The following is a 12,347-nucleotide window of genomic DNA, read 5'->3' as shown; positions in this document are numbered from 1 at the left end:
TTAAGCCCTCTCGCCCTTGATCGAAATCGGGCCTAGTGGATAGCGAACATTATAGCGTTCAACCCATTCCTTGTAGCTGCCGCGCGCACCGGGGAAGCCGATATAGCTCCACGCCTGCATGCCGTGATTGCCGCCATACATCGGATCGGCGAAATAGCCTTCCTTGGTGTTCTGCAAGAGAAGCGTAAAGAAGTCGCGCAGTTCAGGCTGTAGGCCGACCTCCCCCTTCTGCAACGAGGTCAAAGCGGCGTCCTGCTGTTCAGCCGTCAGGGCAGAGAAAGCTGCGCCATGCTTTTGTTCGCACCACGCATTGAAGGCAGGAATGCCCTGCCGGTAAATCTGTGCCGGATTGAGGGGTGTCTGCCAGCCGCGCGTCGGATCGGCCGAAGGATCGTGGGGACCGACCATGTACCAGTCATCCGCACGACCGAAATCGCCGGCAAGCTGGAGATCGATGAATACGGGAACACGGGCTTCGATGGCGCCGGGGCCATCCCCCTCGGACGGGATCAGTCGCGCCGTCGCGGCGAGAATGAAAGCCCATTCAACTTCATTGAAATATTGACGTTCATATTCTTCAAGCGGAACCGGGGGAGTTTGTGGCTCCGCTTTGGCTGAGACAGCGAGCCCTGAAAGCATCACGCTTGCCGCGGAGGCTTTCAGAAAACTGCGCCGACTCGGATATCCGGGAAGGTCGGTCATTGTCGTTTCCTGCCGATTTGGTGGGTAAGACTTTTTGAGGTGTTTCCGAGAAAATTCCACGATACGCAGACGAGAAACATATACGCTGGATACACATACCTCCAGAATAGTTCAAATAACTTGTACCCTAGTTGTGCATAACCAACCGGAGTTCATTATAAAACTAGAGCCTTAGCGCAATTCGGAAAGGCCCGAAGAACGACGAAAATCAGGCCCCGTGATACCACTTCGAGCACGGTTTTCACAATCGCGTGAATGCCGGCTTAGTTCACTGCCTATTTTCCCAGACCTGCGGTTTCGAGCCCCTCTCACTGCAGAATTCACTTCGCCTAGCCGGAACCGGCAAGGACTTTTCACGTTGAAAGCGACGGCCGGAAGTGGCCATTATGGTGCGTCGCGATTTCTACGCGACGGAAGTGAAACGAAGGGAGGTCGGAAAAATGAAGGCACGCACAGCGACTGTCGGTGATCTTGAGAGCGTTTTTCACGACCTTTCAAGACGGATGGCAATCGAGTACATCGCAGCCGGCAAAGATACCAAGGCCGCCTATGACAATCTGATGATGAACTTGCGGGAAGGCCGGGCGCACGCTTTACTACAGAACGACAAGGTTGTCGCAATCATCGCCTGGCACGAGGGAGATGGCGCCACTGACACGCTTTTTGCTGCGAAGGAAGAGTTCTTCAACCGAAATACGGTGCGCTTCTGCAAACAGCACATCCGGCAGATTCAGGCTTTGGCGGGCGATCTGCCTATTCATTCGCGAAGCTGGCTCGACCGTTCCGATATCGTGAAATGGTTCAAAATTATCGGTTACGAAGAAAAGGGAACCGACAATGGCGCCCGCCTCTTCGAGCTGCCTGCCCATAGTGACGGCATAGTCGGCGCATGAGATTTCGTCACCGGAGAAAATTCCGGTGGCGATCCACAAAAGCAAAATCCGACCTCAAAGCCATCAAACTTGAGAAGTCTGTTCCTTGATGAACAAGGCCCCGTAGCCCACCATCACGGCATGGATACGAGCTACGTTTATATCGCCATCGCCCTGCTCCCGTTTCTGCTTTGGAGCGCGTTTATCTTCCTGCTGTCGGAAGCTGACATGGACACCAGCTATTCGGGCCGCGAAGAGTTGAGTGATGATCGCCCAACCGACGACCAAATGGCGGATGTCGTGACCATTCCTTACGGCCTGATCTTCCCGCTTTACTATCATACACCTGTTGCATCGCGCGAAATCGGTTGAAACGCTCGCGCTCCTGCGACACTCGGCCAATTGCAATAGACTATCAATTCTCTCGATTTCATGCAAAAGCATCCCGGCGAAACATCGGCGGAGTGCGCATGCTTACCAAGAAGGGTAAATACGGTTTGAAGGCTCTGGCTCATCTCGCCGCGCTTGAGCCGGGTGAAAGCGCCTTCGTCGCTGAAATTGCCGCACGGAATAATATTTCGAAGAAATTTCTCGACGCAATCCTGCTGGAATTGCGCAATAATGGCATTCTGCGCTCCAAAAAGGGTCCCGGAGGCGGCTATAGCCTGTCGAAGCCCGCGTCCGAAATCACCATCGGACAAGTCGTCCGTGTTCTGGACGGACCTCTGGCGCCGATCCGTTGTGCCAGCCGCACAGCGTATGAGCCTTGCGACGACTGCGAGGATCACCGCGCCTGCCAGGTACGCCGCTCCATGCTGCTCGTGCGCGAAGCAATAGCAGGCGTTCTCGATACGATGACGCTTGAACAATTTACCCGCAACGGTGGACTGGAAGACGACAGTTCCGCGCCGACCTGGGCCCGGTTAAGCGCCTGATACGACGTCCAGAAGCCGATAGCTGCCATTGTGATACAGGAGCGGTTCACCGGAACCGGTGACGATCTTCAGAACACGCCCGATCACGATTGCATGGGTATGACGCTCGATGACGTCTTCCACCGCACAATCGACCGACGCCAGAGCGCCTGTCAGCGCCAGCGCTCCGCTTTCAAGCGAATACCATTCGGCACCTGCATACCGGGCAGTCCCCTTGATGCCGCCCTTGCCGGCAAAACGATCAGCAATCGACTGCTGGCCGGAGGACAAAACATTCACGCAGAAATGGTTGTGGCGACTAATCGCCGACCAGACCGACGAACCGCGATTGATGTTTACGATGATCGTCGGTGGCTCAACTGAAAGAGCAGTGGCCGATGTCACTGTCGCGCCCGTGCGGCCATCGTCATAACCTGCGGTGACGACGCTGACACCACCGGCAAGTTGGCGCATTGCAGCTTTCAGTTCACCGGGAGAAACCTCAATATCTTCCGGTTCATCAATATAGCGGGACGCGCTGTCGCGTAGATATGTCACCGTTGATACCACGCCAGATCCTCTCATAAACCGAACTCGACAATTTCTAGCATGCGTGGAAATGCCGACCGAGATTGTTCTTTCCATAGTTCGAAAGAAATTTAGAAAACTGCGCTATCTCTGCGGATATGCTTGCTTTAACGCCGAAAATACTGACGGCGGCACGGCTCAAGCCGACTTGGCCAGCAGTTCTCTTGGGCCTACCGGCTTCAGACCCAGATGCGAGCGAAGCGTCGAACCCTCGTATTCTTCCCTGAAAAGACCGCGCTTCTGCAAAATCGGGACCACCTCCGTCGTGAAAAGCTCGAACTGGCTGGTGATGATTGGCGGCATCACGTTGAAGCCGTCCGCAGCGCCCGAACTGAACCAGTCTTCGATTGTGTCCGCGATCTGTTCCGGCGTGCCAACCGTCGCGAAATGGCCACGCGCACCGGCGAGTTTGCGCAACAGCTGCCGCAATGTGAGGCCCTCGCGCAAAGACATCTCGATATAGCCGATGACGCGGCTTTTTGATGCCTGCACGGCTTCCGGATCGGGGAAATCTCCAGCCTTCAATGGACGATCCAGAGGTACGGTAGAAAAGTCGTGACCACCGAAGCGAGCCGACAGCCGTGAGAGGCCGACATCGGTACTGGTCAAGGCATCAAGCTCTTCCCATACACGTTCCGCTTCTGCTTCAGTTGATCCAACTGCAGCGCTCAGGCCAGGCAGAATGGCGATATCGTCGTTCTGCCGTCCGTAGGCCGCAGCCCTGCCCTTTACATCCGTGTAGAAGTCACGCGCCGATTCCTTGGTCATGTGAGCGGTGAAAATTGCCTCCGCCCATTTGGCGGCAAAACCACGACCGGCATCCGATTGGCCCGCCTGAATATAGACAGGTCTGCCCTGCGGCCCTTCCGGCACATTGAGCGGTCCAGCAGTCCGATAATGGCGTCCAGTGAAATTGACTGGCTTTATCCGCGAAGGGTCGAGATATTGCCCACTTTCCCTATCGTCTTGAACGGCATCGGCCGGAAAACTGCGCCACAGCGCGTCAACGGCCTCGACAAACTCCTCCGCAATCTTGTAGCGGTCGGCATGGTCGACATTCTGCTGCAGGCCGTAATTGGCTCCAGCCTCGGCAGCCCAGGATGTGACGATATTCCAACCAGCGCGCCCTTGGGAAAGATGATCCAGCGTCGCAAACTGGCGTGCCAGCGTATAGGGCAAGCTATAGGTCGTGGAAGCCGTGCCGATAAGACCAATGCGTTGCGTTTTTCCGGCGAGAAGCGACAGCAACACTATCGGTTCGAGTGCCCCGGAAGCCGCGAGCCCGCTGCTGTTGGGGGCAACAAGCGTATCCGCCAGAAAGACCGCATCGAATTTGGCCGCTTCGGCGATCCGGGCCGCTTCGATATAAAGTTCGAGATCGGTCAGGGATTTTTGCGAAGACGACGGATGCCGCCACGCGCCCTCATGATGGCCACGAGACATGAGAAACAGGTTCAGGTGCAGTTTTCTCGACATGACGAGTTCCTTTAAAGAGCATTGCCTTCCACACCGAGACTTTGCAGTAGCCTCTGTCGGAGAGCAGTGAATTTATCGAGGCGGGTACGGCGCGGATGCGGCAGATCAACTGCGTGATCTTCGGCGATACGCCCATCTTTCAGGACCAGAATGCGGTCCGAGAGCAGCAAGGCTTCATCGACATCATGCGTCACCAGAATGACGGTTGGCCTCCTTGTCTCGATCAGCCGGAACAGCAAGGCATGCATGCGCATGCGCGTCAGTGCATCGAGTGCGCCGAAGGGTTCATCAGCCAGCAACAGTTCCGGTTCGCGCAGAAGCGAACGTGCCAGCGACGCCCGCTGTTTCTGCCCGCCCGACAAGGTGGCTGGCCATACGTCGGCCTTGTCGCCCAGACCGACTGCTTCCAGCATGGCACGGGCGGCTTCCGCCGGATCGGGACGGCGCAGTCCCAAGGTGACATTGTCCAGCACTTTCATCCATGGCAGCAGCCGTGAATCCTGAAAGAGAACCGACATGCTGACCGGAACCACGAAATGGCCTTCAGTTTCCGCATCATCATCAAGACCGGCCAATGCGCGCAGGAGCGTTGTCTTGCCCGAACCAGATTCACCCAGCAGCGAAACGAACTGCCCCTGCGGGATTTCCAGCGAAATATGTTCGAGGACGGTTTTGCCGCGAAAGCCGCGCGAGATATTCCGCAGAACGACTGCCGGAGGTGTCTTGATGTGAGTGTTCATGAACCGAGCGACCTCCGATAGGACAGAGCTCGCGCTTCGACAAAGCGAACAACCGCATCCGATACGAGACCAAGCACGGCATAAATGATGATGCCGACGACGATGATATCAGTCTGCCCCCAGTCACGGGCCCGGTTCATGAGATAGCCGATGCCCGTCTGGGTATTGATGAGTTCCAGCACCACCAGGGCTGTCCAGCAAAGAGCAACGGCCAGTCGCAGAGCCACAAAAAAGCCGGGCAATGCCCCTGGAAGTGCGACCTTGCGAATGAATTCGCTGCGGGTAAGGCCAAGCGTGCGGGCAAGCTCGATATAGGCGATGTCGATACCGCGAAGCGCTGCATGGGTATTGATATAGACCGGCACCAGGACGGCAGTAAAAATCAGGAAGACCTTCATCGCTTCGCCGATGCCAAGCCAGATGATGACCAGAGGAATAAGTGCAAGCGTGGGAACAGCCCGTTTGATCTGAACCAGCCCGTCGATCAGCGCTTCACCGCTGCGGGTGAGACCGGAGAGAAGCGCCAACGCGACACCAGCGAGCACGCCCAGAAACAGACCGGAATAGGCACGTGCGGCAGAGGCGAGAAGATGCGGTAGCAGTGTGCCATCGGCAAACATCTGATAGCCGGTGACAAATGCGGTCGAGGGAGCGGCAAGTGTACTCGGCGAAACCAGCCCTAGACGCGAAGTGGCTTCCCATAAGAGCAGCACGATTATCGGTCCAAGAAGCCGCATGCCGCCGGGCAGTCGCCTGGGCGCCAACTGACCGCCATGCCGTCGGCTTGACCGGGTTTCGCCCTTGCCGGAGCGTAGCCTGCCGGGCTTGGGGACGAATACATTGGCTATCATATCAGTCATGGGACCTCCTCGCTGATATCTTGCGCTCAACGCTCTGCAGCGATCACGTCGTCATAGGTATCCACAAAGGATTGCCTGGCGTCGAAACGCTCCTTGATCGAACCTGCCTGATAAAGAATATCGATCAGCTTCTGATGATGAGGGATTGCCTCTGCAGACGTTTGCAGGACAAGCGGAGACTGTGCCGCTAGGATCGCTGCCGTATCGGCCGGATCGACGCGCTGGAAATCTGTGTAGTAGAACTTGGCCCAGCTTTCCTCGTTTTCATTGCTCCATTTCGCTGCCCTGACAAATGCCGCCAGGAATTCGCGGATTGCTGCGGATTTTTCCGGGTCGGCAAGAACATCGGGACGGGCATAAAAATAGGAAGTGCTGGGAAGAAGACGACGTTCTTCCGGATCGAGGACCGGAGATGCACCGACCTGTTTCACCAACCGCGTTATGTGCGGCTCCTGCAGCACCGCCACATCGACCGTGCTGGAACGAACGGCATCGGGAAGATCTGCGACGCGGAGATTGACGAGTTCCACATCCTTCAGGCTGAGTCCGGCACGGTTGAGCGCCTCGGTCAGGTACACCTGCCGCCCCGAGCCCTCAATATAACTGACCTTCTTGCCCTTCAGTTCGGAGAGCTTGTTGATGACGAGACCGGGTCTGGTCGTCAGCCGATATGTGGCCAGTTCTCGGGTGAAAGTACCGATAATAGGCAGAAGCGTTCCTGCAGCGCGTGCCTGAATGGGCGGCGTGTCGCCGACATAGGCGATATCCAGCGCACCGGCGCGGATTGCCTCGTAGATCGCTGGACCACCGGCAAAATTTGGAAACTCGATGTCAAACTGGAGCTTGCTTCTCTCTCCGCTTGCATCCAGCAGATTACGCACGAACTCGCTCTGATCCGCGACGACCAGTTTTGTCGAATTGTTCGTCTGCGCATGGGAAGTAACCTGAAACGTACCCGCCAGTGCAACCGCAAGCGAAAGCTTGATAAAATCTCGTCTTTTCATATGGTTATACCGATTTTGAAACGATAGGGGTCTTTTAAATTCTTACGGCAGCTGGAATTAGTTTTCAATGTCTATAGATATTATAGATTTAATTTAGAATAGGTTTGCGCGGGAACCCGGCTCTCGACCAAATGGTCCTAATTTTCGTGGCTGACTTGGCTGCCTATCCTACACTTTTGGCTGACGCTAAATGGCTACATTGCGGTTTAAGTTGCCGGAGAACGCTTCTTTGACGTTTACCGGCAGAACAAACCGGAATCAGTGTCGAGCATGCACCACAACCTCTGTTCGCTAGCAATTATGCCCTCACCAGACAGAGTTGCGGCCATGCGGGGCAAACTGTTGCAGATTGATCGCAACGATCGGATTGCCCCCCCATTTCGCGATAGATTGCCCACTAATTATTGTTGACTTTTACACTCCATTTTATAGTGGAGTCTCTAACTCCTATTTACGTCGTTGGAACGGGGCTCTCACGGCGTATAAGCCTATAATCAGAGGGAAACGTATGCGCTTCAATTCCTATCACGGTCGGCTGAATCTTGCTTTGACCTGCTCCACCCTTCTGGCATCGACTGCGATTTCGCTTGCTCAGGATAGCGCACAACCACTCGTTCTCGATACGGTTACGATCCAGTCACAAAGTAACGACACGCTCGTGCAGGACGGTTACGTTGCCAAAAAGGATCGAGAAGGCACCAAGATCGACACGGACATCGTCAAGATCCCCCAATCCATTTCGGTCATCACGCAGCGCCAGTTAGAAGATCAGAAACCAGTCACACTCAATGATGCGTTGAGCTATACGGCAAGCGCCAACCCGAACAATTTCGGTTTCGACACACGTTACGACGCGTTCTATCTGCGCGGTTTCCCCGCCTATTATACCGGCATGTTCAGGGATGGCTTGCGCATCATCAATGGCCCGTCCGCCTGGCTGAAAACCGAACCTTACGGTATTGAGGGCATAACCGTCCTGAAAGGACCTGCCTCCTCTCTTTACGGTGTGAGCGGTCCCGGCGGCATCGTCAACGTTGTCACCAAGCGCCCGAAGGATGAAGAGTTCCGTGAAGTCGAACTGCTATTCGGCAATCACAATCGCTATCAGGCGGCTTTCGACGTATCCGGTCCTGCCAATGAAGACAAAACGCTTCTCTATCGCGTTACTGGCTTAGGTCGCATAAGCGATACGGAACTGCCCGGCTATCCAGACGACAAATATTTCATCGCGCCAGCCTTCACGATAAAGCCGGATGAAGATACGCGTTTCACATTCCTCAGCGAATTCTCCCGCTCTGTCACCGGTGGTACCGCAGCATTCTACAATCCGTCCTATGGCGAGGTTTCCAACCTTTACGAAGGCGATCCAAACTATAATGACTTCGTGCAAAAGCAGGGTCGCATCGGCTACGAGTTCGAGCATCGCTTCAACGATCTGCTGACGGTTCGTCAGAATGTCCGCTATAGCGATGTGGACGCCGACCTCGAATATAGCGGTCATTATCCGCAGGAAGGCAGCGCCGACCTTGCCCGCTATTGGGGCCACTACAAGGAGCGCATGAAGAACTTCGTCGTCGATACGATGGCGCAATTCGATTTCGAAACCGGCCCTCTAACCCACAAGGCAATTACTGGCATTGATTATGCGTGGTCGGATTACAAGGCTTATAGCGGCCTCTCCTATGTGTCCGTCGAAGATATTCGCGCCATGGATGTGCCGTTCAACGGCGCGCAGAAGATGAATCAGGTCGGCGTCTATGCACACGACCAGATCGAATGGGACAACCTGACCCTGTTCGGCAGCGGCCGCTATGACTGGGTGAAGTCTACGACCACGGACGCTGACTACACCGACAGCAAACAGGACGACAGCGCATTCTCCGGCCGTATTGGTGTCGCTTACAAGACCGAATGGGGTTTCATTCCCTATGTCAACTATTCGACCTCGTTCTCGCCCAATATCGGTTTCGTCTATGACGATGTTATGAGTGACGACAAGCGCGTCGCAAATCCGACCATAGGTCGGCAGAAAGAGATCGGCGTCAAATACGAGATTCCCGGCTACAATGCCGTTATCAGCGCTGCCCTCTTCGATATCGACCAAAAGGATGGCATCGTGCTCGATGCGTCTTCGGGCATCAACAAACAGCGCCAGCTCGACCTGAACTCACGCGGGTTCGAGCTTGAAGCCAATGCCACGCTCGATAATGGCATCGGTGTTATCGCCTCCTATACACACCTGCGGGTCAAGATCGACAAGGGAGCCGAAGGCACCGTTGGAAACGAACTTTCCGGCACACCGAATGACGTGCTGTCGCTTTGGGGCAATTACAAGATCGAAAATGGCGTTCTCGCGGGTCTTGGTCTTGGTTCCGGCGTTCGCTACGTCAGCTCAAGTTACGGCGACGACCAGAACAGCTTCAAGAACGATTCACGCATCATGGTCGACGCCGCCGTTTCCTACGATTTCGGCTATCAGAATCCGAAGCTTGAAGGCGTTCTGCTGCAGGTCAATGCCAAGAATATCTTCGACAATCGCGATCCGGTCTGCACCTCGGGCTATTGCTATCAGCAGGATGGCCGTCAGGTTTTCGGTAGTCTGCGTTACCGCTTCTAATGAACAAGATGGAACGGATCGACAAAGCACCATCGCCGGTCGCCGTGTTCGCGACGATCAGCGGGCTTTATATTGCCCAAAGCGTAATTGGCGGCATGACGTGGACGGGCTTACCGGCGATCATGCGCGACAACGGCGTATCGCTCGACCAAATCGGCCTTGTTTCGCTTATCATTCTGCCTTGGGCGCTCAAATTTCTCTGGGCACCCACAGTGGAACGTTTCCGGCTGCCGCCAGCAGGTAGAACCCGAACCGCCACCATCATTCTGGGCGGCGGATTCCTGTCCGTTCTCTGCCTGCTTGTCATCGGCTTCATCGATCCGGGTCAAGTCTATCTGCTGCTCGGTATTCTAGCGGTTGTGGCCTTTGCCACAGCCACCGTCGACATAGCCTGCGACGGCTATGCCGTTCAAAGCCTGTCGCCGGAAAACTACGGTTGGGGCAATGCGGCTCAGGTGGGTGGTGCCTATCTGGGGTCGGCCATCGGTGCCGGCGCCTTTCTCATCCTTGTCGACAGGTTTGGATGGCATATTGCGATCTGGACGATGGCAGCAGTTCTGGTGATGCTTGGTTTGCCTTTCGCTTTCTTGTCACGCGGGCGGGACACAGCAGAAGACCGTTCGCACACCCCTTCCCTGCTGGCCGCGTGGCGGCGACCGGAGATCAGACGCGGTCTCGCAGCTGCAGCAGTCTACGTGATTGCGCAAAAGACTGGTCTGGCAATGCTCGGACCATTTCTCATCGATGCAGGTCTGGATCTCACCACCGTCGGTATCCTGAACGGAGCCGGCAGCATGTTTTTGGGCCTTGCTGCTGCATTGGCAGGCGGCGGGCTGGTTCGCGCTTTCGGCGTTCGCAGCATTCTGGCGGCGGCTCTGTTGCTTCAGGCGTTCTGTTTCCTGTTCTTTGCTCTGCATTCAGCTGACAAGAACGCAGGCATTGCACTCATTGCCGTTGCAGTGATTAGCTCGTCAGGTGTGGTAGCACTCGGTTTTGTCGCTCTTTATGCCCAATTCATGCATTGGTCAGATCCAAAACAAGCAGGTGTGGACTTCACCTTGTTCCAGTGCATGGATGCTCTTGTCAGCATGGCGGGTGGCGTCGCATCTGGCTTTCTGGCGCAGCATTTCGGATATGGGCCGTTCTTTGCTGGCTTTGGTGCGATCGCGATTTTCGCTGCCCCACTGATGTGGAAACTCTGCCGCCCCAAAGTAACGAATTAGCTCCCCGGAAAGAGCAATTTTCCTCAATAGTTTAACCTATTTCTGACAAATAGCCGCTATCCTGAAATGCGCCTATCTATCGGGGAAAACCATGGCTTGGAAATTCATGTTTGCAAGTGCCGTCCTTGCTATAGCTCGGACAATGCCGCGAGTCTTCGTCGCACCTGCCGGACCAGCTGTGACCTCCGACAATGCCATGGAGATGGAACTCAAGTCCGCGCCAATCAATCCCGATTGGATACTTGAAGGTAATCCGCAGGCGCGAGCCCGCGAGCAATCGGCAAGCAAAGATCGTGCCGCCTACACCGCGATCTGGGATTGCACTGCGGGCACATTCCGCTGGTATTTCGGCTGGGATGAAACCGTCTATATTCTGGAAGGCGAAGTACACGTTACCGACGCAGATGGCGGGACCCGCACTTTGCGGGCTGGCGACGTTGCCTATTTCCGCGGCGGTACATGGGCAACCTGGAAAATCGACAACTATCTGCGTAAGGTCGCCTTCATGCGACGTACCTTGCCAGAGCCCGCATCATTCATCTATCGGGCGAGCGATGCCGCAAGACGGCGCCTGGGACGAAGCAAAGGGGCGCCCTCTCCTGACGACCGCTTATAATAGATGCGGCGCTGATCGTGGCCCCTCAGATTGACGGCTGCCGTCACTATTCTGTATAAACGCACAGCGGCACCTGCCGTGCATGATGGGAATGGGGTTCTCCCGAAACTGCCACCAATTGGCTGATGACTCCTGCTTGAATTGAAACAGGAGAAGAGTGCGTCGCAAGACCTCTCGAAGCGGGATACCATGTCAAGCTTCCAAAGGTAACTGACCGAAGCTCTATCCATTATTGAATGGACACAGAACAATGCAAGCAACCCTGATGGTGGCGCTCGGCGGAGCGATCGGAAGCGTCGCGCGATACTGGTTGGCCGTGTTGATGTTACCTATAAGCCGTGAGCTTCCCTGGGGAACCATCGTCATCAATATTGTCGGCTCTTTCGCAATTTCGTTCTTCGGCGCATTGACGCTGGAACAGGGCCGTTTTCCTGTACCGGAAATCTGGCGCATCGCCTTTATGGTTGGCGTGTGCGGCGGTTTCACCACTTTCTCGTCTTTCAGCCTGCAGACAATGGATCTTCTACGCGCTGGCCAACCCGGAAAAGCTCTATTCAATATCGGCTTTTCGGTCGTGCTTTGCCTGATCGCCGTATGGCTCGGACTTCTCGCCGCAGAACGCTTCAACGGCGGTATTGAGCAGGTCGCACAGAATGTGATCGAAGAAGAAGCATCATGAGCAATATGTGAAAAACAATGGCGGAGGGGGTGGGATTCGAACCCACGGTACAGTCT

At 55.4% G+C, this 12,347-nt stretch carries 13 protein-coding genes and 1 riboswitch; of the genes, 7 read left to right on the top strand and 6 right to left on the bottom strand.

The annotated features are described in order from the left end of the window. Positions 1-702, bottom strand: coding sequence for a gluconate 2-dehydrogenase subunit 3 family protein (locus HWX93_RS00470; RefSeq protein WP_109989395.1), 702 nt, complete (start codon positions 700-702; stop codon positions 1-3). Between the two features lie 440 nt (positions 703-1,142). On the opposite strand from HWX93_RS00470, the gene HWX93_RS00465 reads away from it, so the two are divergent. The 3 genes from HWX93_RS00465 to HWX93_RS00455 all read left to right on the top strand — a co-directional run bounded on the left by HWX93_RS00465 (position 1,143) and on the right by HWX93_RS00455 (position 2,509). Next, complete coding sequence (locus tag HWX93_RS00465; RefSeq protein ID WP_109989422.1) at positions 1,143-1,595, top strand: hypothetical protein; 453 nt, start codon at positions 1,143-1,145, stop codon at positions 1,593-1,595. Between the two features lie 69 nt (positions 1,596-1,664). Further along, positions 1,665-1,946: a hypothetical protein gene (locus HWX93_RS00460; RefSeq protein WP_235969033.1), complete on the top strand. Its 282-nt coding sequence runs from the start codon at positions 1,665-1,667 to the stop codon at positions 1,944-1,946. A 98-nt stretch (positions 1,947-2,044) separates the two neighbouring features. After that, positions 2,045-2,509 carry an RrF2 family transcriptional regulator gene (locus HWX93_RS00455; protein ID WP_109989393.1) on the top strand — a complete coding sequence of 155 codons (465 nt, stop codon included), beginning with the start codon at positions 2,045-2,047 and terminating at the stop codon, positions 2,507-2,509. Here HWX93_RS00455 and HWX93_RS00450 read toward each other — a convergent pair. The 5 genes from HWX93_RS00450 to HWX93_RS00430 all read right to left on the bottom strand — a co-directional run bounded on the left by HWX93_RS00450 (position 2,498) and on the right by HWX93_RS00430 (position 7,156). Continuing rightward, positions 2,498-3,058 carry a flavin reductase family protein gene (locus HWX93_RS00450; protein WP_176036346.1) on the bottom strand — a complete coding sequence of 187 codons (561 nt, stop codon included), beginning with the start codon at positions 3,056-3,058 and terminating at the stop codon, positions 2,498-2,500. The two genes, HWX93_RS00455 and HWX93_RS00450, sit on opposite strands and share 12 nt — an antisense overlap. 156 nt (positions 3,059-3,214) lie before the next feature. Beyond that, on the bottom strand, positions 3,215-4,552 hold the full coding sequence (locus HWX93_RS00445; protein ID WP_176036090.1) for an LLM class flavin-dependent oxidoreductase: 1,338 nt from the start codon (positions 4,550-4,552) through the stop codon (positions 3,215-3,217). 11 nt (positions 4,553-4,563) lie between these two features. Next, positions 4,564-5,292 carry an ABC transporter ATP-binding protein gene (locus HWX93_RS00440; protein ID WP_176036089.1) on the bottom strand — a complete coding sequence of 243 codons (729 nt, stop codon included), beginning with the start codon at positions 5,290-5,292 and terminating at the stop codon, positions 4,564-4,566. Continuing rightward, positions 5,289-6,152: an ABC transporter permease gene (locus HWX93_RS00435; protein WP_176036088.1), complete on the bottom strand. Its 864-nt coding sequence runs from the start codon at positions 6,150-6,152 to the stop codon at positions 5,289-5,291. Before HWX93_RS00435 ends, HWX93_RS00440 begins: the two co-directional genes overlap by 4 nt. 26 nt (positions 6,153-6,178) lie before the next feature. Next, positions 6,179-7,156: an ABC transporter substrate-binding protein gene (locus HWX93_RS00430; protein WP_176036087.1), complete on the bottom strand. Its 978-nt coding sequence runs from the start codon at positions 7,154-7,156 to the stop codon at positions 6,179-6,181. Positions 7,157-7,664: 508 nt separating this feature from the next. On the opposite strand from HWX93_RS00430, the gene HWX93_RS00425 reads away from it, so the two are divergent. The 4 genes from HWX93_RS00425 (at position 7,665) to crcB (ending at position 12,291) form a co-directional block, all read left to right on the top strand. After that, positions 7,665-9,773, top strand: a complete 2,109-nt coding sequence (locus HWX93_RS00425; protein WP_176036086.1) for a TonB-dependent siderophore receptor — start codon at positions 7,665-7,667, stop codon at positions 9,771-9,773. Next, positions 9,773-10,996, top strand: a complete 1,224-nt coding sequence (locus HWX93_RS00420) for an MFS transporter (protein ID WP_176036085.1) — start codon at positions 9,773-9,775, stop codon at positions 10,994-10,996. The genes HWX93_RS00425 and HWX93_RS00420 overlap by 1 nt, the downstream gene beginning before the upstream one ends. Before the next feature lie 91 nt (positions 10,997-11,087). Further along, positions 11,088-11,612 carry a cupin domain-containing protein gene (locus HWX93_RS00415; RefSeq protein WP_176036084.1) on the top strand — a complete coding sequence of 175 codons (525 nt, stop codon included), beginning with the start codon at positions 11,088-11,090 and terminating at the stop codon, positions 11,610-11,612. A gap of 78 nt (positions 11,613-11,690) precedes the next feature. Further along, positions 11,691-11,754: riboswitch (Fluoride riboswitch) on the top strand. Positions 11,755-11,862: 108 nt separating this feature from the next. Next, entirely contained in the window at positions 11,863-12,291 is a 429-nt protein-coding gene (gene crcB, locus HWX93_RS00410) for a fluoride efflux transporter CrcB (protein ID WP_109989978.1), read from the top strand. The last annotated feature ends 56 nt before the right edge of the window (positions 12,292-12,347 follow it).

It is taken from the genome of Brucella tritici, assembly GCF_902825325.1.
Classification (GTDB): Bacteria; Pseudomonadota; Alphaproteobacteria; order Rhizobiales; family Rhizobiaceae; genus Brucella.
Note: the sequence above shows the minus strand (reverse complement) of the source record. Positions and strands in the feature narration are given on the sequence as shown.

Coding starts and splice junctions, on each gene's coding strand:
- HWX93_RS00435 (WP_176036088.1), bottom strand. CDS start 6,152: ATGACTGATATGATAGCCAATGTATTCGTCCCCAAGCCCGGCAGGCTA.
- HWX93_RS00440 (WP_176036089.1), bottom strand. CDS start 5,292: ATGAACACTCACATCAAGACACCTCCGGCAGTCGTTCTGCGGAATATC.
- HWX93_RS00430 (WP_176036087.1), bottom strand. CDS start 7,156: ATGAAAAGACGAGATTTTATCAAGCTTTCGCTTGCGGTTGCACTGGCG.
- HWX93_RS00425 (WP_176036086.1), top strand. CDS start 7,665: ATGCGCTTCAATTCCTATCACGGTCGGCTGAATCTTGCTTTGACCTGC.
- HWX93_RS00415 (WP_176036084.1), top strand. CDS start 11,088: ATGGCTTGGAAATTCATGTTTGCAAGTGCCGTCCTTGCTATAGCTCGG.
- HWX93_RS00420 (WP_176036085.1), top strand. CDS start 9,773: ATGAACAAGATGGAACGGATCGACAAAGCACCATCGCCGGTCGCCGTG.
- HWX93_RS00455 (WP_109989393.1), top strand. CDS start 2,045: ATGCTTACCAAGAAGGGTAAATACGGTTTGAAGGCTCTGGCTCATCTC.
- crcB (WP_109989978.1), top strand. CDS start 11,863: ATGCAAGCAACCCTGATGGTGGCGCTCGGCGGAGCGATCGGAAGCGTC.
- HWX93_RS00465 (WP_109989422.1), top strand. CDS start 1,143: ATGAAGGCACGCACAGCGACTGTCGGTGATCTTGAGAGCGTTTTTCAC.
- HWX93_RS00445 (WP_176036090.1), bottom strand. CDS start 4,552: ATGTCGAGAAAACTGCACCTGAACCTGTTTCTCATGTCTCGTGGCCAT.
- HWX93_RS00470 (WP_109989395.1), bottom strand. CDS start 702: ATGACCGACCTTCCCGGATATCCGAGTCGGCGCAGTTTTCTGAAAGCC.